19 protein-coding genes and 2 pseudogenes are annotated in these 23,372 nt (G+C 73.0%); 6 read left to right on the top strand and 15 right to left on the bottom strand.

The annotated features are described in order from the left end of the window. Positions 1 to 2: 2 nt before the first annotated feature. The 4 genes from ACXJMZ_RS20120 to ACXJMZ_RS20105 form a co-directional block, all read right to left on the bottom strand. Positions 3 to 1,220, bottom strand: coding sequence for a thiolase family protein (locus ACXJMZ_RS20120; protein WP_057229906.1), 1,218 nt, complete (start codon positions 1,218 to 1,220; stop codon positions 3 to 5). Between the two features lie 248 nt (positions 1,221 to 1,468). Next, positions 1,469 to 2,716, bottom strand: coding sequence for a ribonuclease D (locus tag ACXJMZ_RS20115; RefSeq protein ID WP_457031434.1), 1,248 nt, complete (start codon positions 2,714 to 2,716; stop codon positions 1,469 to 1,471). A gap of 349 nt (positions 2,717 to 3,065) precedes the next feature. Beyond that, on the bottom strand, positions 3,066 to 3,782 hold the full coding sequence (locus ACXJMZ_RS20110) for a LuxR C-terminal-related transcriptional regulator (protein ID WP_457031433.1): 717 nt from the start codon (positions 3,780 to 3,782) through the stop codon (positions 3,066 to 3,068). A 331-nt stretch (positions 3,783 to 4,113) separates the two neighbouring features. After that, positions 4,114 to 4,764 carry a DUF3000 domain-containing protein gene (locus tag ACXJMZ_RS20105; RefSeq protein ID WP_457031432.1) on the bottom strand — a complete coding sequence of 217 codons (651 nt, stop codon included), beginning with the start codon at positions 4,762 to 4,764 and terminating at the stop codon, positions 4,114 to 4,116. 183 nt (positions 4,765 to 4,947) lie between these two features. Here ACXJMZ_RS20105 and hemE point away from each other — a divergent pair, with 183 nt between their 5' ends. Continuing rightward, positions 4,948 to 6,009 carry a uroporphyrinogen decarboxylase gene (hemE, locus tag ACXJMZ_RS20100; RefSeq protein ID WP_457031431.1) on the top strand — a complete coding sequence of 354 codons (1,062 nt, stop codon included), beginning with the start codon at positions 4,948 to 4,950 and terminating at the stop codon, positions 6,007 to 6,009. On the opposite strand, the gene ACXJMZ_RS20095 is transcribed toward hemE, so the two are convergent. Further along, a complete protein-coding gene (locus ACXJMZ_RS20095) occupies positions 5,933 to 6,988 on the bottom strand; it encodes a DUF4349 domain-containing protein (protein WP_457031430.1) in 1,056 nt (351 codons plus the stop codon). The genes hemE and ACXJMZ_RS20095 overlap by 77 nt on opposite strands. Before the next feature lie 168 nt (positions 6,989 to 7,156). On the opposite strand from ACXJMZ_RS20095, the pseudogene ACXJMZ_RS20090 reads away from it, so the two are divergent. The 3 genes and pseudogenes from ACXJMZ_RS20090 to hemQ all read left to right on the top strand — a co-directional run bounded on the left by ACXJMZ_RS20090 (position 7,157) and on the right by hemQ (position 9,791). Continuing rightward, positions 7,157 to 7,649 (top strand): annotated as a pseudogene (locus tag ACXJMZ_RS20090) (Uma2 family endonuclease). Between the two features lie 34 nt (positions 7,650 to 7,683). After that, positions 7,684 to 9,081 (top strand): protoporphyrinogen oxidase, encoded by a 1,398-nt coding sequence (hemG, locus tag ACXJMZ_RS20085; RefSeq protein WP_457031429.1) that lies wholly within the window; start codon positions 7,684 to 7,686, stop codon positions 9,079 to 9,081. Continuing rightward, entirely contained in the window at positions 9,078 to 9,791 is a 714-nt protein-coding gene (gene hemQ, locus ACXJMZ_RS20080; protein ID WP_457031428.1) for a hydrogen peroxide-dependent heme synthase, read from the top strand. The genes hemG and hemQ overlap by 4 nt, the downstream gene beginning before the upstream one ends. A gap of 52 nt (positions 9,792 to 9,843) precedes the next feature. Here hemQ and ACXJMZ_RS20075 read toward each other — a convergent pair whose 3' ends face one another. The 5 genes and pseudogenes from ACXJMZ_RS20075 to ACXJMZ_RS20055 all read right to left on the bottom strand — a co-directional run bounded on the left by ACXJMZ_RS20075 (position 9,844) and on the right by ACXJMZ_RS20055 (position 15,298). Further along, complete coding sequence (locus tag ACXJMZ_RS20075; RefSeq protein ID WP_457031427.1) at positions 9,844 to 11,073, bottom strand: hypothetical protein; 1,230 nt, start codon at positions 11,071 to 11,073, stop codon at positions 9,844 to 9,846. A gap of 31 nt (positions 11,074 to 11,104) precedes the next feature. Next, entirely contained in the window at positions 11,105 to 11,902 is a 798-nt protein-coding gene (locus ACXJMZ_RS20070; RefSeq protein ID WP_457031426.1) for a TIGR04222 domain-containing membrane protein, read from the bottom strand. A 111-nt stretch (positions 11,903 to 12,013) separates the two neighbouring features. Then, entirely contained in the window at positions 12,014 to 12,946 is a 933-nt protein-coding gene (locus ACXJMZ_RS20065; protein WP_457031425.1) for a TIGR04222 domain-containing membrane protein, read from the bottom strand. Between the two features lie 4 nt (positions 12,947 to 12,950). Beyond that, on the bottom strand, positions 12,951 to 13,991 hold the full coding sequence (locus ACXJMZ_RS20060; RefSeq protein WP_457031424.1) for a TIGR04222 domain-containing membrane protein: 1,041 nt from the start codon (positions 13,989 to 13,991) through the stop codon (positions 12,951 to 12,953). A gap of 64 nt (positions 13,992 to 14,055) precedes the next feature. After that, positions 14,056 to 15,298: pseudogene (locus ACXJMZ_RS20055) on the bottom strand (DUF692 domain-containing protein). Between the two features lie 382 nt (positions 15,299 to 15,680). Here ACXJMZ_RS20055 and ACXJMZ_RS20050 point away from each other — a divergent pair. Continuing rightward, entirely contained in the window at positions 15,681 to 16,595 is a 915-nt protein-coding gene (locus ACXJMZ_RS20050; protein WP_457031423.1) for an N-acetyltransferase family protein, read from the top strand. Positions 16,596 to 16,613: 18 nt separating this feature from the next. Here the strand turns inward: ACXJMZ_RS20050 and ACXJMZ_RS20045 are convergent, their stop codons facing one another. From ACXJMZ_RS20045 to ACXJMZ_RS20025, 5 genes are all read right to left on the bottom strand, one after another. Continuing rightward, positions 16,614 to 18,884 (bottom strand): restriction endonuclease, encoded by a 2,271-nt coding sequence (locus ACXJMZ_RS20045; protein ID WP_457031422.1) that lies wholly within the window; start codon positions 18,882 to 18,884, stop codon positions 16,614 to 16,616. A 98-nt stretch (positions 18,885 to 18,982) separates the two neighbouring features. Next, positions 18,983 to 19,387: a peptide-methionine (R)-S-oxide reductase MsrB gene (gene msrB / locus ACXJMZ_RS20040; RefSeq protein WP_457031421.1), complete on the bottom strand. Its 405-nt coding sequence runs from the start codon at positions 19,385 to 19,387 to the stop codon at positions 18,983 to 18,985. 19 nt (positions 19,388 to 19,406) lie between these two features. Next, complete coding sequence (gene murC, locus ACXJMZ_RS20035) at positions 19,407 to 20,810, bottom strand: UDP-N-acetylmuramate--L-alanine ligase (RefSeq protein WP_457031420.1); 1,404 nt, start codon at positions 20,808 to 20,810, stop codon at positions 19,407 to 19,409. 92 nt (positions 20,811 to 20,902) lie between these two features. Continuing rightward, positions 20,903 to 21,361, bottom strand: coding sequence for an indole-3-glycerol phosphate synthase (locus tag ACXJMZ_RS20030; RefSeq protein WP_457031419.1), 459 nt, complete (start codon positions 21,359 to 21,361; stop codon positions 20,903 to 20,905). A gap of 111 nt (positions 21,362 to 21,472) precedes the next feature. Continuing rightward, positions 21,473 to 22,255 carry a pyrimidine reductase family protein gene (locus tag ACXJMZ_RS20025; protein WP_457031418.1) on the bottom strand — a complete coding sequence of 261 codons (783 nt, stop codon included), beginning with the start codon at positions 22,253 to 22,255 and terminating at the stop codon, positions 21,473 to 21,475. On the opposite strand from ACXJMZ_RS20025, the gene zapE reads away from it, so the two are divergent. After that, complete coding sequence (gene zapE / locus ACXJMZ_RS20020; RefSeq protein ID WP_457031417.1) at positions 22,254 to 23,357, top strand: cell division protein ZapE; 1,104 nt, start codon at positions 22,254 to 22,256, stop codon at positions 23,355 to 23,357. The two genes, ACXJMZ_RS20025 and zapE, sit on opposite strands and share 2 nt — an antisense overlap. Positions 23,358 to 23,372 lie beyond the last annotated feature (15 nt).

The raw sequence follows: 23,372 nt of genomic DNA, 5'->3' as shown, positions 1-23,372 counted from the left end.
GATCACTTACCACCCTCGAAGTGCGGGTTCTCCCAGATGACGGTGGCGCCCATGCCGAAGCCGACACACATGGTGGTCAGGCCGTAGCGGACGTCGGTGCGCTGCTCGAAGCTGCGGGCCAGCTGGTTCATCAGGCGCACGCCCGAGGAGGCCAGCGGGTGGCCGAAGGCGATCGCGCCACCGTACGGGTTCACGCGCGGGTCGTCGTCGGCGATGCCGTAGTGGTCGAGGAACGCGATCACCTGGACGGCGAACGCCTCGTTGACCTCGAAGGCCTGGATGTCATCGATCGTCAGACCGGCCTTGGCCAGCGCCTTCTCGGTCGCCGGGACGGGGCCGATGCCCATCACCTCGGGCTCGACGCCCGCGAAGGCGTAGCTCACCAGGCGCATCTTGACCGGGAGACCGAGCTCCTCGGCGACGTCCTCGGCCGCGAGCAGCGAGGCGGTCGCACCGTCGTTCAGACCGGCCGAGTTGCCCGCGGTGATGTTGCCGTGCGGGCGGAACGGGGTCTTCAGACCGGCCAGCGACTCCATGCTGGTGCCCGGGCGCATCGGCTCGTCCGTGGTGGCCAGGCCCCAGCCGGTCTCGCCGGCCTCGGGGTTGGTGTTGCGGATCGTGATCGGCACCAGGTCCGGCTGGATGTCGCCGTTGGCGTACGCCTTGGCGGCCTTCTCCTGCGAGCGCACCGCGTACGCGTCGCAGCGCTCCTTGGTGATGTGCGGGAACCGGTCGTGCAGGTTCTCCGCGGTCATCCCCATGAACAGGGCGGACTCGTCGACCAGCTTCTCCGAGACGAAACGCGGGTTCGGGTCCACGCCCTCGCCCATCGGGTGCCGGCCCATGTGCTCGACGCCACCGGCGACCACGATGTCGTACGCGCCGAAGGCGATGCCGCCCGCGGTCGCGGTGACGGCGGTCAGCGCACCGGCACACATCCGGTCGATGGAGTAGCCGGGGACGGACTTCGGCAGACCGGCCAGCAGAGCGGCGGTCCGGCCGATGGTCAGGCCCTGGTCGCCGATCTGGGTCGTGGCCGCGATGGCGACCTCGTCGATCCGGTCGGTCGGCAGGCTCGGGTTACGGCGCACCAGCTCACGGATGCACTTGACGACCAGGTCGTCGGCGCGGGTCTCGTGGTAGATGCCCTTCGGGCCGGCCTTGCCGAACGGGGTGCGGACGCCGTCAACGAAGACGACATCCCTCGAGGTACGAGGCACGGGGCTCTCCTCCCAGGGGACATGACGTTGGGTGGCAGACCACGTCCCATGACGGAGCGGCTCTGCTTCAACCGCCATGCTACCCGCCGGTAACTACCTTGCCCATAGCCGCCACCCCATGTGTCCCCCATCACTGGGGTGCGGCCGACCCAGGGGCGCGGGGAACTGCGCGAAATCGGAAGGGCAGCACCTGCACCCGGGTCCGGTGACCCAGTTGCACGTGCTGCCCTCTCGGTAACTCTCGCCGTCTACTCCTGGGGAGCCGGAACGCGAGCGTTGACGAACGCCTCCGCGATCACCGGCCCGACCAGGTCGACCTGCCACTGGCGCGCGCCGAGCTTCCGCAGGGCTGCGCCGACGGACGCGGCGTCAGGCGCGACCGGCGGCTCCCAGGAGACCCGGCGGACCAGGTCGGGGGTGATCAGGTTCTCGGCCGGCAGGTTGTGCTGCTCGGCGAGCTCCGAGACCGCCGCCCGTGCTCCGGAGAGCCGGGCCGCCGCGATCGGGTCCTTCTCGGCCCAGGCGCGCGGCGGCGGCGGACCCTCGTGCGGCGCGGTGGACGGCGGCAGCTCGGCCTCCGGGATCTCCCGGGCGATCTGCAACGCGGCCATCCACTGGTCGAGCTGACGACGGTTCACCCGAGGGCCGAAGCCCTGGACGGCCTGCAGCGCGGGCGTGTTCAGCGGCATCGCCAGCGCGGCGTTCACGATCGCCACGTCGGAGAGCACCCGACCGGGCGAGACGTCCCGCTCGCGGGCGATCCGGTCGCGGGCCAGCCAGAGCTCGCGGACCGCGGCCAGCTGGCGGCGGCGGCGGACCTTGTGCAGCTGGGAGGTGCGGCGCCACGGGTCGGTCCGGGGAGCGGGCTTGGGGGCCGCGACGATCGACGCGAACTCCTCCTTCGCCCAGTCGAGCTTGCCCTGGGCGTCCAGCTCCTGTTCGAGTGCGTCGCGCAGCTCGACCAGCACCTCGACGTCCAGGGCGGCGTAGCGCAGCCACGGCTCGGGCAGCGGGCGGGTGGACCAGTCCACCGCCGAGTGCTCCTTGGCGAGCGAGAGGCCGAGCACGTTCTCGGTCATCGGGCCCAGGCCGACCCGGGGGAAGCCCGCGATCCGCCCGGCCAGCTCGGTGTCGAACAGCTCCCGGGGCCTCATGCCGACCTCGGCCAGGCAAGGCAGGTCCTGGGACGCGGCGTGCACCACCCACTCGGTGTCGGCCAGTGCGTCACCGAGACCGGAGAGGTCGGGGCAGGCGATCGGGTCGATCAGCGCGGTGCCGGCACCGGCCCGGCGGAGCTGGATCAGATAGGCACGCTGGCCGTAGCGGTAGCCGGAGGCCCGCTCGGCGTCGACAGCAACCGGGCCGGTACCCGCCGCGAAGGCGGCGACGGTCGCGGCCAGCGCGATCTCGTCCACCACGACGGGCGGGAGCCCCTCCCTCGGTTCGAGGAGCGGGACCGGGGCTGTCTCTTCTGGGATGGCTACGGCGTCGGTCACCCACCAAGGGTACGACGGTACCCGCACACCGGAAGGTCCGCGGACTGGTCAGCCCGCTTCCGGACATATGCCAGGGCCCTCCGTGGCTCGGTCACTGCACTCCGGGCATCAGCCATCAGGGGCTCGGGGAACTGCGACGCCGACCTTGAAAAGGTGATCCGTACGTAAGTGGTTCAGGCACTTTGGCAGTTACCCGCACGCCAGATCTCCTCGCAGTTCCCCGAGCCCCTGACCGTAGATGCCCGGCCACGTGCCAAAGGCAGGGGCCCGGAGGAAACGTTCCTCCGGGCCACCACCTGCGATGCTTCCGGGCCGTGGGTCGGCTGACGGAGTGTCGGCTGACCAGGGCTCAGTGGATGATGCCGGTGCGCAGCGCCACCGCCACCATGCCGGCCCGGTCGCCGGTGCCCAGCTTGCGGGCGATCCGGGCCAGGTGGCTCTTCACGGTGAGCGCGGAGAGGCCCATGGCGACGCCGATCGCCTTGTTGGACTGGCCTTCGGCGACCAGCCGGAGCACCTCGACCTCGCGGCCGGAGAGCTCCCGGTAGGTGGTCGGCTGGACTCCCGGCGCCCCGGGGACACCGGGCGCGCCCGGAGCTCCGGCCGCACCGGGCATCCCCGGCATGCCGGGACGCCGCATCCGGCCGGCCAGGCCACCGGCGCCGATCGGCAGCCCGGGGCGGCCGGGCATGGCCACGTTGGTCCGGGTACCGGTGACGACGTAGCCCTTGACGCCACCGGCGAGCGCGCTGCGCACGGCGCCGATGTCGTCTGCGGCCGAGAGGGCCAGGCCGTTGGGCCAGCCTGCGGCCCTGGTCTCGGCCAGGATGGTCAGGCCGGAGCCGTCCGGGAGGTGGACGTCGGCGACGCAGATGTCACGCGGGGTCGAGACCCGGGGGCGGGCCTCGGCGATGGAGGAGACCTCGATGACGTCCCGGACACCGAGCGCCCAGAGGTGCCGGGTGACGGTGTTTCGGACGCGGGGATCAGCGATGACCACCATGGCGGTGGGCTTCGTCGGACGGTAGGCGACCACGCTTGCGGGGTGTTCGAGAAGGACCGACACCGTGCCTCCTGGGGGAGTGGCGGACGGAACCCCGATGGGGGCGGTCGGAGCGTTCCGCGTTTGGAAAGGGTCACAGACACCTTCGGCATCATCAGTGCCCGGCTTTAGCGAAAGATCACGATCTGGTGAGTAACAATACGGACAAATCGCGCAGGTGACTGATACGACATGCCCTGAAATCGAACGAAATCGGTCGCGTTCGGTGCTCGGACGACCGGCTTCGGGCAGTCAATTGACAGTCCGCGCAGCACAAGTCACGCCCTGTCAGTCCTGAGGGTGGTGTTCGGCCGGTCCGCGGCCGAAACACCCCTGGAGGGGAGAGCGCGAGGTGTCAGTGGGAGCGCGGACGGCGCCGGGCGGGCATCGGGACCACTCCGCCGAGTGACGGCACGTCGGGCAGCGAGAGCGGCGCCGGTGTGGTCGGCGGCAGACCCGCGCAGACGCAGAGCAGGTCGGCCCAGGCGGCCAGGTGCCGGTCGAACCGGCCGTCGGAGGGTGTCCAGGAGGCCCGGATCTCGATCTCGGTGGACGGCTCCCGGTCGCCGAGACCGCCGAAGTACTGGGAGGCGCACCGGGTCACGGTGCCGCTCGGCTCGACGTACCCGGCGCCGTGCGCGTCCAGTGCGTCGGTCAGCCAGGCCCAGCCGACGTCCGAGAGCATCGGGTCGCCCGCCATCTCCGGTTCCAGTTCGGCCCTGGTCATCGAGACCAGCCGGAACTCGCCGTTCCAGGCGTCCTGTCCGGCCGGGTCGTAGAGCAGCACCAGCCGGCCGTCGGCCAGCTCCTCGCCGTCCACCTCGACCGTCGCGGTGACCGCGTACGTGAACGGGGCCATCCGCCGTGGTGCCGGAGCGGGGGAGATCTCGATCTCGGGGCGCAACCTCGCGCCCGCCAGCGCCTCGACCGCATCGCGGAACTCGATCGGCGCCGACTCCTTGCCTGTTCCGCCACCTTGTGCGGGGTGCCCGCCGACCGCTGCCATGACCGAGAGCCTAGGTCGGCCGGGCCCGCATTCCGAGTGATTTCGGCCGGTGTGGCGTGACGGTTGTCCGATCGTGCCTTGGACCGACCGGCAGTTGGGGGCCTCGGAGCCGCAGGTCGGTCCTGGAGGAAGCCACGACCGGCTGGTGGCGGCCGGGCCGGGGACGCGTGCGAAGATTTGGGCGTGAGTGAGACAACCGCAGCCCAGTCCGGTCAGCCCGCCGCGCGCCGTGGCGCCGCGTACGACTCCGCATTCCTGCGTGCCGCCCGTCGGGAGCCGGTGCCGCACACCCCGGTCTGGTTCATGCGCCAGGCCGGCCGCTCCCTCCCCGAGTACCTGAAGGTGCGCGAGGGCATCCCGATGCTCGACTCCTGCATGCGGCCCGAGCTGGTCAAGGAGATCACCCTGCAGCCGGTCCGCCGGCACAAGGTGGACGCGGCGATCTTCTTCAGCGACATCGTGGTGCCGCTCAAGGCGGTCGGCATCGACGTGGACATCAAGCCCGGCGTCGGCCCGGTGATCGCCGACCCGATCCGCAGCTTCGCGGACCTGGAGCGGCTGCGCCCGCTGGAGCCGTCCGACATGCCGTACATCACCGAGGCGGTCGGCCTGCTGGTGGACGAGCTCGGCTCGACCCCGCTGATCGGCTTCGCCGGCGCCCCGTTCACGCTGGCCAGCTACCTGGTCGAGGGCGGCCCGTCGAAGAGCCACGAGAAGACCAAGGCGATGATGTACGGCGCCCCCGAGCTGTGGGCCGCGCTGGTCGACCGGCTCGCCGACATCACCTCGATGTTCCTGAAGATCCAGATCGAGGCGGGCGCCTCGGCGGTCCAGCTGTTCGACTCCTGGGTCGGCGCGCTCGCGCCCGAGGACTACCGCCGCTCGGTGATGCCCGCCAGCACCAAGGTGTTCGACGCGGTCGCCGGGTACGGCGTGCCGCGGATCCACTTCGGGGTCGGCACCGGCGAGCTGCTCGGCCTGCTCGGCCAGGCCGGTGCCGACGTGGTCGGCGTCGACTGGCGGGTGCCGCTGGACGTGGCCGCCGAGCGGGTCGGCCCCGGCAAGGCGCTGCAGGGCAACCTCGACCCGGCGGTGCTGTTCGCCCCCACCTCCGTGGTGGAGGCCAAGGCCCGCGAGGTGCTGGACGGGCCGGCGGGCGGGGCTTCGGTCACTCCTGGGGCTGCTGCTCGGTGGCCGGCGGATCCGCCGGAGCGAACGGTGCGATCGGTGCAGCGGGTGCAGTAGGTGCAGCGGGTGCGGCAGGCCGGGATCCGGCGCGGCGGCGCAGCCACCAGAGCAGCCCGCCGACCGGGGCCAGCACCAGCAGGAACGGCGCGAACGCCGCGATCGCGATCAGCAGGCCGCGGACGATCGCCACCAGGACGTCCCAGCCGCCGCCCAGCGCGTTGCCGATCGACCCCCAGAAGCCCGCCTCGTGCTTCGCCGCCACCGACGGCGCCGGGCCGCTCTCGGCGTACACCTGGAGCGTGATGGTGGACAGCGAGGTACGCGCCGAGAGTCCCTGCTGACGCTGCTGCAGTGACTCCAACTCGGCCTCGCGACGGCTCAGTTCGCTCTCCAGCGAGACCACCTCACCCAGCGTCTTGGCCTCCGCCATCAGCTTCCTGACCCGGTCCACGCTGGCCTGCTGGGTCTTCAGCCGGCTCTCCACGTCGGCCACCTGCTGGCTCAGGTCGTCCGCCTGGCTGCTCCGGGCCAGCACCTCGCCCAGCCCGGCCAGCCGGTCCAGGCTCTGCTGGTAGGCCGCCGACGGCACCTTGAGCGTCAGCCGCGCGTCGGTCGCGCCGCCGTCCCCCGTCTTCCCGTCCCCGCCCTTGCCGCCGCCGAGCTGCTCGCCCGCGACGTAGCCGCCGGCTGCCGTGGTCAGGCTGCGGGCCTGCTCCAGCGTCCTGGCCATCTCCTTGCTGCGCAGCGAGAGCTGAGCCGTGTACGCGATCAGCCGGGGGGCCGTGGCCTCCGTCGTCCCCGCAGGTGCGGCAGAGGCCCCGCCCGCTCCCGGCTTGGCGTCGCCCGCAGTCGCCGGGGCTGCCCCGCCCTCGGCCATCTTCTGGGTCTGCGCCTGCGGCGCGACCGCGTCCGCCGCCGTGGCCTTCCCGCCGCTGTCCTGGCCCGCCCCGCACCCGCTCAGCAGCACCGCCGCCGCAGTGGCCGCCCCCGCCACCGCCAGAGCCGCCCGCCGTCTTCCGTACCCCGTGCCTGTCATGGTCCGAATCCCTCCCTGAACCGCTGTCGTCCTGCCTTGGACGCACGGCGGCCCGACCGGGATCCGCTCCGGTGATCGCAACTCGGTCACGGGCCGGTCGCGTTGCGGTCAGCGGGCGCCGCACCCTGTCCGCTCAGCGGCGTCCTGCTCCTGTGCCACCCTGAAGCCATGAGCGTGCTGTCCGACTGGATGTACCCACCGCGCGAGGAAGGTTGGTTCGCGGAGGACCTCGACCGTCTGACCGCGGCACCCCGGCGCACCGAACTGATCCACGGGGCACTGGTTTTCGAGCTGATTCCGGAGTCTGACTGGCACAGTCGGGTGGTGGCGGCGCTGATGTCCGCGCTGCGCCTGTCGGTACCGGTGGGGGCAGTCGTCGAGCGTGCCGGAGTGATTCGACTGGACCGGCGCAATCGAGTCGCCGGAGTCGGCAGACCGGGACCGCACCGTGAAGCTCCGCAGGTACGCCGAGGCGGGCATCGGTCACTACTGGCTGGTCGAGCGGGAGGGAGACCTGCCGGTGGTCCATGTCTACGAGCTCGACGTGCCGACCGGCGGCTACGTGCCGGTGGGGATCTTCCGGGGCGAGCTGAAGCGGCCGGTGCCGTTCCCGGTCACTGTGGATCTCGATGCTCTGCCGACCGGGCGACGCCCTGATTGATGGGTTTTGCGACGGCTCTGCGAGACTGCGGGACATGGCAGAGACGCGGGTCGTGGTGATCGGTGGCGGTATCGCGGGGCTGACCGCGGCGTGGCTGGCGAGTGGGGCGGCGAAGGTCACCCTGCTGGAGGCGAGCGGGCGGCTGGGCGGGAAGTTGCAGGGCGGCGAGGTCGGTGGGGTCCGGGTGGACCTCGGGGCCGAGTCGATGCTCGCGCGGCGGCCGGAGGCGGTGGAGCTGGCCCGGGAGGTCGGGCTGGCGGGGGAGTTGGAACCGCCGAGTACGGCGAAGGCGGCGATCTGGACCAGAGGTGCCCTGCGGCCGCTGCCCGGTGGGCAGTTGATGGGAGTGCCGGGGGATCTGACGGCGCTTGCGGAGTCCGGGGTGCTCACCGCCGAGGGCGTGGCGCGGGCCGGGCAGGAAGGCGAGGCCGAGGTCGCGGCGGACGTCTCGATCGGGGCGTACGTGGCGGCGAAGCTGGGTCGTGAGGTGGTGGACCGGCTGGTGGAGCCGCTGCTCGGCGGGGTGTACGCGGGGCATGCGGACGAGATCTCGCTGCGCGCGGCCGTCCCGGCGCTGCTGCCGATCGCGCAGCGGGGCGGTTCGCTGGCCGCCGGGGTGCGCGAACTGATCGCCCGTCCGAGCAGCGGCGGCCCGGTCTTCCAGGGCCTGCGCGGCGGTCTGGGCACCCTCCCGGAGGCGGTCGCGGCGGCCTGCCGGAAGAACGGGGCCGAGCTGCGTACCGACAGTCCGGTCCAGGAGCTGCGCCGCACTCCCGAGGGCTGGCTGATCGTCAGCAACGGCGAGGTGCTGCACGCCGACGCGGTGATCCTGGCGGTGCCGGCCCCGCAGGCGGCGAAGCTGATGGCGGCCGAAGTCCCGGGTGCGGCAGCCGAGTTGGGCACGGTGGAGTACGCCGGTATGGCCCTGGTGACGATGGCGTTCCGTCGGGCCGACCTGGACGCCGGGCTGACCGGCAGCGGCTTCCTGGTACCGCCGGTGGACGGCCGGCAGATCAAGGCGTCCACCTTCTCCTCCAACAAGTGGGGCTGGCTGGAGCGTTCGGCGCCGGACAGCTTCCTGCTCCGTACCTCGCTCGGCCGGCACCGGGAGGAGGCCGCGCTCGGTCTCTCGGACCAGGAGCTGGTGACCCGCTCGCTGGCCGACCTGGCCGACGCGGTCGGCCTGCACGCGAAGCCGTACGACAGCGCGGTGACCCGCTGGGCCGGCGGTCTGCCGCAGTACCCGGTCGGGCACCTGGACCGGGTGGCCAGGATCCGGGCGGCGGTGGCCGGGACCGGTCTGGCCGTCTGTGGCGCGGCGTACGACGGGGTGGGCATCCCGGCCTGTGTCGCCAGCGCCCGGCGCGCCGTCAACGAGGTGTTGACCCCGGGCGCCGGTGCGCCCGTCAGGGAAGGGAGAATGGGCGCATGACTGAGTCCACTGAACAGCAGCCCGCGAAGAAGAAGGCCCGCGACCTCAACCAGGTCATCCGCTACACCATGTGGTCGGTGTTCAAGCTCAAGACCGAGCTGCCCGAGGACCGGACCGCGCTGGCCGCCGAGGTCGACGAGCTGTTCGCGCAGCTCGCCGCCAAGGACGTCACGGTGCGCGGCAGTTACGACGTCTCCGGCCTGCGGGCCGACGCGGACCTGATGATCTGGTGGCACGCCGAGGACTCGGACGACCTCCAGGAGGCGTACAACCGCTTCCGCCGCACCGCCCTCGGCCGCCGGCTGGAGCCGGTCTGGTCGAACATGGCGCTGCACCGCCCGGCCGAGTTCAACAAGTCGCACATCCCGGCGTTCCTCGCCGACGAGGAGCCGCGCGAGTACATCTGCGTGTACCCGTTCGTGCGCTCCTACGAGTGGTACCTGCTGCCGGACGACGAGCGGCGCGCGATGCTCGCCGAGCACGGCAAGATGGCCCGGGGCTACCCCGACGTGCGGGCCAACACGGTGGCCTCGTTCGCGCTCGGCGACTACGAGTGGCTGCTCGCCTTCGAGGCGGACGAGCTGCACCGGATCGTCGACCTGATGCGCGACCTGCGCCCGTCCCGGGCCCGGCTGCACGTCCGCGAGGAGGTCCCGTTCTACACCGGCCGTCGCAAGCCGATCGCGGACCTGCTCAACGGCCTGGCCTGATCGCGGTGAGCCGGGCCCGGGGTGACCGGGTCCGGCCCACGGGGCGGGTCGGCTAGCGGAGTTCGACGGCCGAGGCACTGCCCCGGAAGGTGTTCAGCTGGATCAGCCGGGTGCCGTCGAGGAACGACAGGCAGTCCGAGCTGTAGTCCCCGAAACGGCGTCGGGCCTGCACGCGTCCGGTGGCCCGGTCCAGCAGGGTCACCCGGGTGGGCGTCCGAGGCACGCTCGGATCGTCGGGCTCGGCCGGCGGGGGTACGTGGTGGTGGAGCGCCAGCACCGAGTCCCCGGCCGGCAGCAGGCCGAGCAGCCGGCCCTGCGACTTCCAGGTCCACCGGACCGTACCGTCCGTGCTGTCGAAAGCCGTCACGTACAGGTCGCTCCCGTACCTCGGGCGGGTCGGGATCAGCAGCAGGTCGCCCGCCGGCACCACCGGACCGTCCGGTCGCAGCAGCCTGCTGTGGTCCAGGACCAGGTCGAACTCCTTTCCGGACAGCTGGTGTTGGGCCGACACCCGGCCCTCGGCGTCGCACAGCAGCAGTACGTCGTCCGGCGCGTGGACACCGGCTCCGGTGACCGCGAGGGCGAGCGGGGCGCCGTTCATCACCCGGACCTGTTTCACCCGGCCGTCGAACGGCACCGGGGTCTCCTCCAGCACTCCGCCCCGCTCCAGGTCGAGCCGGCGGATCAGGATCGTCCGTTCGGTGTGCTTGACCTGGTAGACGTCCCGGCCGGACGCCAGCACGTCGAAGGCGGCGGAGTCGCCGCCGGCCCATGGCGGTTGCAGCGGCCTGCCGGTCCGCAGGTCAAGGGTCACCGCCCACTGGCCGACCTGCAGCACGGCCCGCCCCGGCACCAGCGCCAGCGTCCGCCTGGCGGGGTCGTCCCAGAAGTCCCGGCCGTTCAGGTAGGGCCGCTCGACGGGCAGCCGGTACGCCCAGAGCTCCTTGCCGGAGCCGACCTCGATGCCGACCGCCGTGGTGCCTTCGTGGGTGCTGTCCTCCTTGGCCAGCACCGCCACCGCCACCCCGTCGACCGGACGGTCGGACATCGCGGTGAGCTCGGCCCACTGCGGCGCCGGCCAGCTCCAGGCGACCTGGCCGTCGGAGGTCCTGAGTGCCTGCAGCCCACTGGCCAGCCCGCTGATCACCAGCCCGGGTGCGGCCCAGCCGCCCGCCAGCCAGTCCGCCCGGCCCGGCCGGCCCGAGGTGTACCAGGCGGTCGGCAGCCGCCGGAGCCGGCGGCGGCGGAGCAGGTCGGCGAGCTTCGGGGTCACTGCTTCCACGGGGTTCCTGTCAGGAGCGTGCGGGGGGCGTTCAGTTGCGCAGCGCCGCCCGCAGCCGGGCGTCCGGCAGCGCGGCCGGGCCCACCACGGCGACGGCGGTGAGGAGTTCGCGTTCGGCCGCGTCGGGCAGGCCGGGGGGCGGCTCGGTGGGGTCGCCGGCCTGGTGCGGGAGGCGGGCGGCGTTCAGCAGGTCCTGGCCGGCCGGGGTGGCCCAGCGGGTGTACGGGTGGACGTCCACCCGGGCCATCAGCAGGGTGCCGCTGGTCAGGATGATCGGCAGCGAGAACCAGGCCACCGCCGACCCGGCGTCACCGGTGCCGGGAGCGGCCACGGCCAGCGCGGCGCCGAGCAGCGCGACCGACAGCAGCAGGGCCTGCCGGACCTGACGGACCGCCAGCAGGGTCCGCTCCCGGACCATCGGCGGGGTCGCCAGACCGGCCTGGACCAGCCGTCCGCCGATCTCCAGCACGATCGGGTGCGCCGCCAGCCGGTCCCGGAGCTCGCCGGTGCGGCTCTGCCCCTCGGGGCCGATCGCGGTGATCAGGGCCCGCTCCAGACGGCTCCGGCCGTGCGGATCGACCACCGAGGTCCAGCCGGTGTGCGCCAGGTGCAGCCGCCCCCGGCCGGTCATCAGCACCAGGGCCAGCTCGACCACCCGGACCGGGCCGCCGGCCAGGTAGGCGGTTTCGTAGAGGCCGACCCCGACCGGGTCCACGGGGTGCGAACGGGCCGGCCCGGTCAGCGAGTCCGCGGTGGCTGCGGCCCGGACCAGCCGCAGGCAGGAGAGTACGGCCGCGAGCAGGGCAGGGGCGAGCAGGAGCAACCACATGGCCCTTGTTCTAGACCGGTACCTGTGTCAAAGGAAAGGATTCCCGGACTGCGGTACCGAACTGTGACTGTCCGTCCGGTCCGTGGGCGGGCCCCGGACCGGGTGGCCGGGTCAGTCGCCGCCCCCGCCGGAGCCGCAGCTGTCGGCGCCCCCGGAGTACGACGAGCCGCTGTCGCCGTAGGTCGTCCCGTCCAGGTCCGCCGACCAGTCGGCGGGGTCCTCCGCCAGGGTGCCGTACAGGACCAACTCGGCGATGGCCACACCGAGTTGCTCGCCCGCGTTCGGCGCCGAGCCGAGTGGCGCGGTGCTGGGGCGCGCGGCCCTGCGGCCAGCTGCGGCCCGGCCGGGGACCGGGTGAGGGGCTGGGCGGGCGGTGCCGGCGCGCAGGTGCTCCAGCTGCTCGCGGCCGGTCCGGGTGATCCGCCCCCGGCCGGGGGCGGTCCGGCGCTGCCAGAGCAGTCCGGCGGGCAGCAGGACCAGGAAGGCGAGCAGTGGCAGCAGGCCGTCGCCGGGGGCGAGCAGCCGCCGGGTGACGGCGACCGCCCCGAGCGCGGCCCCGAGGCCGACCGCGCCCAGCAGCAGTCGGTTCGCACGGACCGCTGCCCGCAGCTGGCGAGGCCGGTGGAGCAGGCCCCGGTCGGTCAACCGCCGGTCGATCAGGCGTAGGTGGCGACTGGTCAGCACCGCCCGTCGCAGGGTGGCCGGGTGGGCCCGCCCGGTCGGGCCGACCACCCGGATCAGATCGGCCTCGACCGGATCGTGCGAGGTGCGGTCGGTCAGGGTGGCCTGGCCCGAGCGCGGGACGATCAGCCGGCCCTCCTGCTCCATCCGGGCGAGCACGGTGTCCGCGACCCGGGCCGGGCCGCCGGCCAGGTAGGCCGCCTCGAGCAGTGGCAGCCCGTTCTGCGGCGTCCGCTGCGGGTTCTTCGGGTGCCGCAGCCGATGGTTGGCGGCCGTGGACCAGAGGCCGCTGACGGCCACCAGCCCGGCTGCGACGGCGAGTTCGACGTACTGCATGTGGATCATCCCCCCCGTGGGTGTCACCTGGTCAGCTTCCGCAGCTGCTGCCGCCCCCGCAGCTGCTGCTCGACGAACCGCAACTGGAGCTGCTGGAGGAGCCACAGCTGGAGGAACTGCTGGACGAGCCGCAGCTGTTGCTGCTCGAGGAACCGCAGCTGGACGAGGAACCGCAGCCTCCCGAGGAGCCGGAGTCACCGGAGCTGCCCGGGTCGCCCGAGGAGCACCAGGTGGCCGAGCTGCCGGAGTCACCGCTGGAGCTGCTGGAGCCGCCGGAGGACGAGCCCAGCACCGGACGGGCCGTCAGGGCCGCCTGCAGTTCCTCGTCCTCCAGCGTGACCACGCCCTCCAGCGCCAGGGCGCCGAGCACCGCTGCGCCGCCGATCAGCGCCAGGTCGTGCGGCTCCCACGGGCGCGAGCCGGTCCGCATCAGCTCCAGCTGCCTGACCCCCGCCGGGGTGATCCGGCTCCGTTCGGGGCGGGTGGCGGCCAGCCAGAACAGGCCGACCAGCAGCAGGCCGAGGAACGGGAAGAACGGCGCGATCTCGGTGCCCTGCTCCTTGACGGAGGCCCCGAACCACTGGAACGCGGACACCACCCCGAGGACGATCACCGCGACCTGGGCGAACCAGAGCAGGTGCCGGGCGTTCACCGCCTTCCGGTACAGCTCCGGACGCCGCATCAGACCTCGGGCGGCCAGGCCGTCCCCGATCCGCTGGACGTGCTCACTGCGGCTCACGGTGCGCCGCAGCGTGGACAGTTCGGCTCGTCCGTACGCGCCCGCTGCGGTGATCAGCACCGCCTCGACGGCGTCCCGGGCGTTCCGGTCGGTCACGGTGACCTGGCCGGAGCGGGAGACGATCAGCCGGCCCTCCTGCTGCATCCGGACCACCACGGTGTCGGCCACCCGGGCCGGGCCGCCCGCCAGGAAGGCGGTCTCCAGCAGCGGCAGACCCCGGCCGGGCAGACCCTGGGGCTGCGGCACGTGCCGCAGGCGGCGCAGGGCGGACGACGCGTTGAAGCCGGCCAGCAGTTGGGCGCCGGCCGCGAAGGCGAACTCGGTGTACCACATGGACTTTCCCCCGTATCTCGGTGCTCAGGTGTTGCGTCTCGTTCACGTGCCACGGCCCGGGCGGCTACCGGCGCCACCAGCGGCGGTGGGACGGGTCCTTCGGGCGGAGGTGGCGTTCCAGGGCGGCGCGCCAGCCGGCGGTGGGTTCGGCGGTGAGGGCCCAGTCGGCGAAGCGGCGGGCGTCGGCCCGGTAGCCGTCGGCCATCGGGTGGGTGGCGGCGTAGCGCAGGAAGAGCGGGCCGTACTCGTGACCGAGGATCAGCTCCAGTGCGGGGTCGACCCGGGCCACGGTGTCGCGGCGTTTGGCGGCCAGGCCGTGGATCTGGATCCGGACCTGCCGTTCGTCGAACCCGGCCGGGACCGGCCCTCCGGCCACCAGGGCGGTGAGCAGTTCGCTCTGCCGCCCGGCCAGTGCGGCGCGGGCCACCACCAGGTCCGGATCGCCGGTCCTGATCAGGTACTCGTCGTGCTCAGACATGGTGCGGCGCCCCTTCCAGGACCCGGCGGATCGCGTCCAGTTCGCCCGCCAGCTCGGCGGGCGGCGGGAAGTTGTCGTCCCGCTCCAGCAGTACGCCGGGCGGTACGGCCCGGGCGCGCAGTTCGGCCAGTACGGCCAGCACCGGTTCGGTGACCGGGTGGGCGTGGGTGTCGTGCCAGACGCCGTCCCGCTCGACGCCGCCCGCGACGTGCACGTAGGCGAGCGCCTCCAGCGGGAGGCGGTCCAGCTCGGCGGCCACGTCCAGGCCGAGGTTGACCCGGTTGGTGTGCAGGTTGGCCACGTCGATCAGCAGCCGGACGCCGGTCCGTTCGACCAGCTCGGCCAGGAACTCGCCCTCGGTCAACTCGTCCTCGGGCCAGCTGAAGTGGGCCGCGATGTTCTCCAGCGCGAGCGGCACGGGCAGCTCCTGCTGGGCGATCCGGACGTTCTCCGCGATCACCCGCAGCGCGTCCCGGGAGCGGGGCACCGGCAGCAGGTGCCCGGCCTCCCGGCCGCCCGCCCGGACGAACGCCAGGTGCTCGGTGACCAGCGGTGCGCCGAGCGCGCCGGCGGTCAGTGCGAGCCGCTCCAGCCGGGCCCGGTCCGGGAGCTCGGCCCCGCCGAGGCCGAGCGCGACCCCGTGCGGGACCAGCTGGACGCCGCGCTCGCGCAGGACCCGGAGCGACTCGGGCAGCCGGCCGTCCCTGAGGTCGTCCGGGCAGAGGTTCTCGGCGACCACCTCGACCCAGTCCAGGCCGGGCAGCCGCTCCACCAGGGTGTCGATCTCGGAGCGCCAGCCGAGGCCGACTCCGAGTGCAGCAGATGTCATCTGACGCCCCCTTCGGAGGGCTCGCCGGAGAGTCCGGCGGAGGTGAGGGTTTCGGACGGAACCGGCGGCGTCCTCGCGCGCCGTCCCGTTGCTAGAGGGTGTATCCCCGGGCGTTCGATGCCAACCCGGGAAAGGCATTCTCAGAGCTGAACTTGAGCTTTCTTCAGTGACGCCCCTCCGGCAACTGGGGAGTGGCGTCGCGACGCCGGGGCACGCGCCTCGCCGGCTTCTCGTCGGTCGCCGCAGCTCCGCTGCTACTCCCTCCTCGGCACCGCCGAGCCACGCACCCCAACGCCGCTCCTTCATCCACTCCCCAGTTGCCGGAGGGGCGGCCCAATATTCAGTGGCCGACGGGCGGACGGCACCTTACCGTGAGCCTCCTATGACACTGATCATCCGTGACTTCCGCCCCTCCGACGCCGAGGCCGCTGCCGCCTCCTACAGCGCCGGCCGCCCGCACCTGCTGATGACCCCGGAGGCCGTCCGCCACCTGGTCGCCAGTGCCACCCCCGAGCAGCACTACCGGCTGCTGGTGGGCGAGTTGGACGGCGAGGTGGTCGGCTCGGGCCGGGTCGGCGTGCACGCGTTCAGCAGCACCAAGGGCCAGGGCTTCGCCAACCTGAGCGTCAACCCGGAGGCCCGGGGCAAGGGCGTCGCGACGGCCATGCTGGCGGTCGCCGAACAGCACCTGGCCGAGCACGGGGTCACCCTGATCCGGGCCTGGGTGGACGACGAACCCACGGCCGTCGCCTTCGCCGAGAAGCACGGCTTCGAGCGCGGCCGCAGCGCCCACTTCGCCCACCTGGACCTGACGGCGGGTCTGCCCCCGGTGCCGGAGCTGCCCGCCGGGGTCGAGCTGCGCACCGCCGCCGACTACCTCGAGGACCCGCGACCGCTCTACCGGGTCGACGTCGAGGGCACCCAGGACGAGCCGGGCGACGTCGACATGTCCGACCTGGGCTACGAGGAGTGGCTGGAGGAGGTCTGGGAGCGTCCCGACCTCGACCGCGAACTGACCACCGTCGTGGTGGCGGACGGCCGCCCGGTCGCGTTCAGCGCCGTGCACTCGGACGGCGCCACCCGCTACTGGTCCGCCTTCACCACCACCGTCGCGGCCTACCGGGGCCGTGGCCTGGCCAAGCTGGCCAAGACCGACTCGCTGCACCGCGCGCTGGCCCGGGGCTGCACCGACGCGTACACCAACAACGACGCCACCAACGCGCCGATGCTGGCCGTCAACGACTGGCTCGGCTACCGGCGCTGCGCGAGCGAGTGGGCGTACACCAAGGAGATCTGAGGCCCCGGCCCCGGCGGGTCAGCCGACGTCCACCCCGTGGGCGCGGGCCAGGCCCGCCAGGCCGCCGGACCAGCCCTGGCCGACGGCGCGGAGCTTCCAGCCGCCCCGGTGCCGGTAGAACTCGGCGACCAGCATCGCCGAGACCTCCGGGTCGGCCGGCGGCCGGAACGTCCAGGCCGCGCCGTCCGCCGCGCTCACCGACAGCCGGGCCGCGCGGAGTTCGCCGCAGGTCGCCGTGCCGTCGGCGTCCATGGTGACCGAGACCGCCACCCGTTCCACCGCCGTCGGCAGTGCGGCCAACCGGACCGTGGCGCTCTCGCCGTGCCCGTCCGGGCCGGTCTGCTCCTTCGGACCCAGGGTCACCGCGCCGTCGGCGGCGGTGGGTTGGTGGTAGAAGACGAAGTCCTGGTCGTCGCGGACCGTGCCGTCGGCCGTGAGCAGCAGTAGGGTCAGGTCGGTCTCGGGCCCGGTGGAGTCGAAGCGTACCGAGAGCTCGGCCGCCGCCCGCTCCGACAGCGGCGCGTTCTGCCCGGGCAGCAGCTCGACCGGCTCAGGCATGACCGGTTCCAGCTCGACCGGCGCGGGCGTCGGCTCGACCGGCAGCGGAAGCAGCACGGTCGGCTCCTGCCCCGACCGCCCGAAGCCGTCCACCGGCAGCAGCACGGTCGGATCGGCCGACCCCGGGGACTGCCCGGGCCCGGCCGGGGTGCCGCCGAGGCGGCCGGCCAGGCCGTGCTCCCTGAGCAGCCCGACCAGCATCGGCCCGTCCACCAGGGTCAGCGGCTTGCCCTCGACCCAGCGGTACGAGTCGGGGCCGAAACCGGAGGTGGTGACCAGGATGCCCTTGGTGGCGCCGTGGTGGACCCGGGTGGCGTCCAGATCGCGTACGGCGGTCGGGTCGACCGTCCGGCGGTAGCGCTTCGCCTGGATGACGATCTGACCGCCCGTCACCGGGTCCGGGTCCTCGGCGATCACGTCGACGCCCTGGTCCCCGCTGCGGGCGGTGGTCCTGGTACGGAAGCCGCGCCGCCGGAACAGCTCGGCGATCAGGTGCTCGAAGTCGATCGGGTCCATCTCGAACAGGTCGGGATCGTCCCCGGCGGCCTCCTGGCGGGCGTCGTAGCTGTCGGCCTCGGCGGCCAGCCGGGTGGTGGGCACCGGCTCCAGCTTCTCCGGCCGGGCCGACAGCCGGCCGCGCAGCCCGTCCAGCAGGCAGTCGACCGGGGCCACCCGGTCCAGCGCGACCGCCCGGAAGTCCTCCCGACGGACCGTCACCGCGACCAGGTACCGCTGCTCGTCCCGTCCGCTGGCCGGATCGGTGCCCTCGACATAGCCGTTGAACACCACCGAGGCGAGCAGCCCGCTCTGATCGGCCCGGAACAGCTCGGCGAGCAGCCGCAGCGCGCACTGGGCCAGCAGCTCACGGTAGAGCGCCTTGCGTTCGCCGGCCGGCCTGGCGACCTCCGCCTCGCGGTCGTCGCTCTTCACGTAGCGCACCCGGGACACCGCCGGGATGCAGTCGGGGCCCGGCAGCTCCCAGTCCACCACCAGTTGACGGCCCGGCCGGTCCCAGCCGATGACGCCGTCGCACGGGAAGTCGGCAGGCCAGTCCTCCCCGGCCCGCAGCACCGTCTCGAACAGCTCCACCACCGCGTCGGGCGTACCGGTGGCCAGGTCGGTGGTGAGCCGGGCCGCCKGCCGGGCCCGGTCGGCGGCCAGCCGGTGGTTCTCCGCCACCCAGGCGTCGTACTGCGCCCGGTAGTCCGCCAGCCGGCGCAGCCGCTCGTCCTCGGCCTGCCTGGCCCGGTACCAGTCCTGCTCGAAGTGCGCCCTGGCCTGGGCCGCCTGCTGGTCGTACTGCTGCCGGGCGACCGGATTCAGGGCCTGCATGCCGGTCGGCGGCGGCACCAGGTAGCGGCCCTGGTCCGGCATCGGCACCGGCAGGCCGAGCGGCCCGGGGTCGAACGGCGGCGGCCGGAACGGAAGCTGGGGCTCCGTCAGCCGGAACGGCCGGCCGGCCAGGCCGGTGGCCAGCACCGCCCGGAGCCGGGCCACCTGGTCGTCCAGCTCCGCCGTCCGGCGGGCGGCATCGGCCTCCCGCCCCTGCTGGTACGCCCGCAGGGCAGCGCGCTCACCCTGGGCGGCGGCCCGCTGCGCCTCCCGCCGATCCCGCTCCGACTGCCGCTGCGCGGCGGCCGCGGCCCGGTGCCTGGCCTCCTGTTCGCGGGCCTGCTGGCGCTGCGCCTCGGCGATCATGGCCAGTACCCCGTGGCTCCGCTGCCTGGCCATGACCGTCCCTTCCCCCACCTGACTGTTGATCAAGTCTGGCACGGGGTGCGGGTACGCAGAAGGCCCGGGGCGGCGTACGCCCCGGGCCCTCGGGCGGACTACTCCGCCGGACGCAGCGTCAGCGAGATGCTGTTGATGCAGTACCGCTGGTCGGTCGGGGTGCCGTAGCCCTCGCCCTCGAAGACGTGGCCCAGGTGACCGCCGCAGCGGGCACAGCGGACCTCGACCCGGCGGGTGCCGAGCGTGTTGTCCTCGATGTACTGGACCCGGTCCTCGGCCAGCGGCGAGTAGTAGGACGGCCAACCGCAGTGGCTGTCGAACTTGGTCTCGCTGCTGAACAGCTCGGCCCCGCAGGCTCGGCAACCGTACACACCGACCGTCTTGGTGTCGGTGTACTCACCGACGAACGGACGCTCCGTCCCGGCCTCGCGCAGTACGTGGTACTCGGCGGGGCTGAGCTGCTCGCGCCACTCGGCGTCGGTCTTCTCGATCTCGTAACTCACGGCTCACTCCTCCAGAAGGTCAGGCAGAGGGTGCAACGCCCGCGAGGCACGCAACGATTTCCGGCCCCAGGTTGGTCACGTCACCGGCGCCCATGGTGAGCAGCAGATCACCGGGACGGGCCAGCCCGGCCAGCACCCCGGGAGCGGCGGCGAAGGCGTGCTCGGCCCGGACGTCGGCCCCGGCCCGGCGGGCCGCGTCGATGATCAGCTCGCTGGTGACGCCGGGGATCGGGTCCTCCCGGGCGGGGTAGATGTCCAGCACCACCGAGGCGTCGGCCAGCGCCAGCGCCCGGCCCATCTCCTCGGCCAGCTGCTGGGTCCGGCTGAACAGGTGCGGCTGGAAGACCACCAGCACCCGGCCCTCGGTGGCCTCCCGGATCGCCTCCAGGTCGGCCACCATCTCGGTCGGGTGGTGCGCGTAGGAGTCGATCACCTGGACGCCACCGGCCTCGCCCTTGAGCTGCAGCCGCCGCCGGACCCCGGTGTAGGCGCCGAGCGCCTTGGCCAGGTCGGCCGCCGGGACGCCCAGCGCGACGCCGGCGGCCAGCGCGGCCACCGCGTTGTGCGCGTAGTGCCGGCCAGGCACCGAGACGGTGAAGGTCAGCTCGGCGCCGTCGATCAGCACGGTGACCTCGCTGGTCATCCCGTGCGGGCGGACCGCGAGCACCCGGACGTCGGCGTCCTCGGCCGCGCCGTAGGTCACCACCCGCAGGCCGGCCAGGTCACGCACCCGGCCGGTCAGCTCCCGGGCGCCCTCCTGGTCGGCCGAGATCACCAGGGTGCCGCCGGGCACGATCCGGCCGACGAAGGTCTCGAAGGAGTCGTGGATCTCGTCCATCGAGGCGTAGTTGGCGTGGTGGTCCAGCTCCACGTTGAGGATGATCGCCACCTCGGGCGCGTACTTGTGGAAGCTGCGGTCGCTCTCGTCCGCCTCCGCCACGAAGATCTCGCCGGCTCCGTGGTGGGCGTTCGAGCCCGGCACGTCCAGGTCGCCGCCGATCGCGTACGAGGGTGCCAGGCCCAGCTCGGCCAGGCTGACCGCGAGCATCGAGGTGGTGGTGGTCTTGCCGTGCGTACCGGCCACCGCCAGCGCCCGGCGGCCGCCCATCAGCGCGGCCAGCGCGTCCGAGCGGTGCACCACCGGGATGCCGCGCTCGCGGGCGGCGGCCAGCTCCGGGTTGTCGGCCCGGATCGCGCTGGAGACCACCACGCTGCTCACCCCGGCCGGGACGTTCTCGGCGGCGTGGCCGACCGCGACCTGCGCGCCGAGCGCCCGCAGGGCGAGCACGGTCTCGGACTCCTTGGCGTCGCTGCCGGAGACCCGGGCGCCGCGCACCGCGAGGATCTTCGCCAGTCCGGACATGCCCGCGCCACCGATGCCGATGAAGTGCGGGGCGTGCAGGTCGTGGGCGGCGTCGTTCAAGGAGGTCTCCGTACCTGAGGGATTCGGGGGCAAGGACGAATCGTCCTTGCGGGCGTTCCGCAAGGACGATTCTGCACTACCGACGGTGCGGCTCAGGAGTCGCTGGCGAACAGCTTGAGCACCGGGACACCCACCTTGTGGCGGGCCCGGGAGGCCCAGTCGCGGTGGAAGAACTCCTCCACGAAGTGCGGCGAGGTCAGCACCAGCACCTCGTCCGCCCCGGTCTCCTCGACCACGGCCCGCACCTTGTCCAACGGGTGCTCCTCGACCACTTCGCCGACCGCCTCGGCCCCGGCCTCGCGCAGGTGGCGCAGGCTGTGCTCCAGTGACTCGCTCGCCAGGGTCGGCTGTTCGTTCTCGTCGTGCTCGTGCACCGCCTTGTCGAGATGGCCGAGTGCCACGTCGTCGAGTGCACGGAGCAGCTCGTCCTGCTTGCCGCGCGGTTGCATCAGGACGACGAAGGAGACCTTCTCCTCGCCGTGGAGCGTGGTGACCAGCTCCACATCGGCGTCGGAGAGCGCCTTTTCGATCATCAGTACGGTCTTGAACACGTGAGTCCCTTCGCAGTTGCAGGCCCCCGGGTCCGGTGTCCCTTCCCATAGTGCCCGGAGGACGCTTTCCTCACGCTGCGCACGCGCCACATGGGCCACGTGCGAGTCAGATCACAGGGGAAGGGGGGAGGGCTCGGCCGGACGCAGGTAGCGGGTGAAGAGGAATCCTTTCTGCTCGATCAATGAGACCAGCCGCATCGACTGCGTGTCAGACATTTCCGCATTGTGGAGGATTCGTGGCGCGTCGCCCCCGGTGAGCAGCGGGGCCAGCGAGAGGCAGAGTTCGTCCAGCAGTCCGGCCGCCGTCAGCTGCCCGAGCAGCCGGGGCCCACCCTCCGTCAACTGCCTGGTCCAGCCCCGCTCGGCGAGCGCCGCGAGGGCCGTCGGCAGGTCCACCGAGCCCTCGCCCGCGACGATCAGGTCGGCCACCTTCGCCACCTCCCGGCGGGCCTCGGCGGGGGAGTCCGCGGTGGTGATCACCACCGTCCGGACCACCGGATCGGTGAACAACGGCGTGGTCAGCGCCAGTTCGAGGCTCCGGCTGACCACCGCGATCGCCGGGGCGGGGGACTGCCCGGCCGCCCTGCGGGCCGCCGCGAACTCGGCCCGGGCCCTGGCCGGCCGGTACCCCTCGGCCCGGACCGTCTCCGCCCCCACCAGCACCACGTCGCTGAGCGCCCGCAGCACCCCGAAGATCCGTTTGTCGGCGTCCCCCGACAGCCCCTCGGAGAGCCCCTCCAGCCGGGCCGCGCCGTCCAGTCCCGACACCATGTTGGCCCGCAGCCACGGACGGCCATGGTTCACCTGGTCGGGGTACGCGTAGACCTCGGCGAGCGCCTCCAGGGAGTGGAGATCGTCGTGTCGGTTGCCGGACGGGCTGATCAGCTGCTGCATGAGTTCGAGTCTTCCACGGCCGGTACCCTCTACTAACGTGCCAGCAGCCTCCCGCCCCGATGCCATAGCGACCGCGACGCCGTCCGCGACCCCGATCGCGCTCACCGACCGCCGGCCGGTGGTCCCGGCCGAGCGCCTGGTCGCCGAGATGGTCCCGCCGCCGCGGTTCGCCGGTGTCAGCTTCGGCAGCTACCTGCCGGACCCGACCCAGCCCAGCCAGTACGAGGCGGTCCAGGTCCTGGAGGAGTTCGCCGCAGGCATCTCCGCCGCGGCGACCCCCGCGAAGAAGAGCTGGTTCCGCCGCTCCGCCCCCGAGCCGACCGGTCCGTCCGGGGTCTACCTGGACGGCGGCTACGGCGTCGGCAAGACCCACCTGTTGGCCTCGCTCTGGCACGCCACCCCCGGGCCGAAGGCCTTCGGCACCTTCGTCGAGCTGACCAACCTGGTCGGCGCCCTCGGCTTCCAGCAGGCCGTGCAGACCCTCTCGGGCCACCGGCTGCTCTGCATCGACGAGTTCGAGCTCGACGACCCGGGTGACACCGTGCTGGTCTCCACCCTGCTCGGCCGCCTGGTCGAGAACGGCGTCAAGCTCTGCGCCACCTCCAACACGCTGCCCGAGAAGCTCGGCGAGGGCCGGTTCGCCTCCGCCGACTTCCTGCGCGAGATCCAGGGCCTGTCGGCCCACTTCCGCCCGCTCCGGATCGACGGCCAGGACTACCGCCACCGCGGCCTGCCCGCCGCCCCGCCGCCGTACACCGCCGACGCCGTGGACGAGCGGGCGGCCCGCACCCCGGGCGCCTCGCTGGACGGTTTCGACGACCTGCTCGAGCACCTCAAGGCCGTCCACCCGAGCCGGTACGGCGCGATGCTGGACGACGTCCAGGCGGTCTTCCTGCGCGGCGTCCACCAGGTCGACGACCAGTCCACCGCGCTGCGCCTGGTGGTGCTGGCCGACCGGATGTACGACCGCGAGCTGCCGATCACCGCCTCCGGGCTCCCGTTCGACCAGGTCTTCCCCGAGGAGCTGCTCAAGGGCGGCTACCGCAAGAAGTACCTCCGGGCGATCTCCCGCCTGGTCGCGCTGGCCCGGGACAGCGCCTAGCCCTCCGGGCATCAG

The sequence above is a fragment of the Kitasatospora sp. P5_F3 genome (assembly GCF_054049135.1).
This window is presented reverse-complemented; position numbering and strand designations above follow the sequence as displayed.

Excerpts from the sequence above, each read along its gene's own strand:
- ACXJMZ_RS20105 (WP_457031432.1), bottom strand. The coding sequence starts at position 4,764 with ATGGCAGCGGTCGGCGGGCACCCCGCACAAGGTGGCGGAACAGGCAAG.
- ACXJMZ_RS20095 (WP_457031430.1), bottom strand. The coding sequence starts at position 6,988 with ATGACAGGCACGGGGTACGGAAGACGGCGGGCGGCTCTGGCGGTGGCG.
- hemG (WP_457031429.1), top strand. The coding sequence starts at position 7,684 with ATGGCAGAGACGCGGGTCGTGGTGATCGGTGGCGGTATCGCGGGGCTG.
- hemQ (WP_457031428.1), top strand. The coding sequence starts at position 9,078 with ATGACTGAGTCCACTGAACAGCAGCCCGCGAAGAAGAAGGCCCGCGAC.
- ACXJMZ_RS20070 (WP_457031426.1), bottom strand. The coding sequence starts at position 11,902 with ATGTGGTTGCTCCTGCTCGCCCCTGCCCTGCTCGCGGCCGTACTCTCC.
- ACXJMZ_RS20060 (WP_457031424.1), bottom strand. The coding sequence starts at position 13,991 with ATGTGGTACACCGAGTTCGCCTTCGCGGCCGGCGCCCAACTGCTGGCC.
- ACXJMZ_RS20050 (WP_457031423.1), top strand. The coding sequence starts at position 15,681 with ATGACACTGATCATCCGTGACTTCCGCCCCTCCGACGCCGAGGCCGCT.
- zapE (WP_457031417.1), top strand. The coding sequence starts at position 22,254 with ATGAGTTCGAGTCTTCCACGGCCGGTACCCTCTACTAACGTGCCAGCA.
- ACXJMZ_RS20025 (WP_457031418.1), bottom strand. The coding sequence starts at position 22,255 with ATGCAGCAGCTGATCAGCCCGTCCGGCAACCGACACGACGATCTCCAC.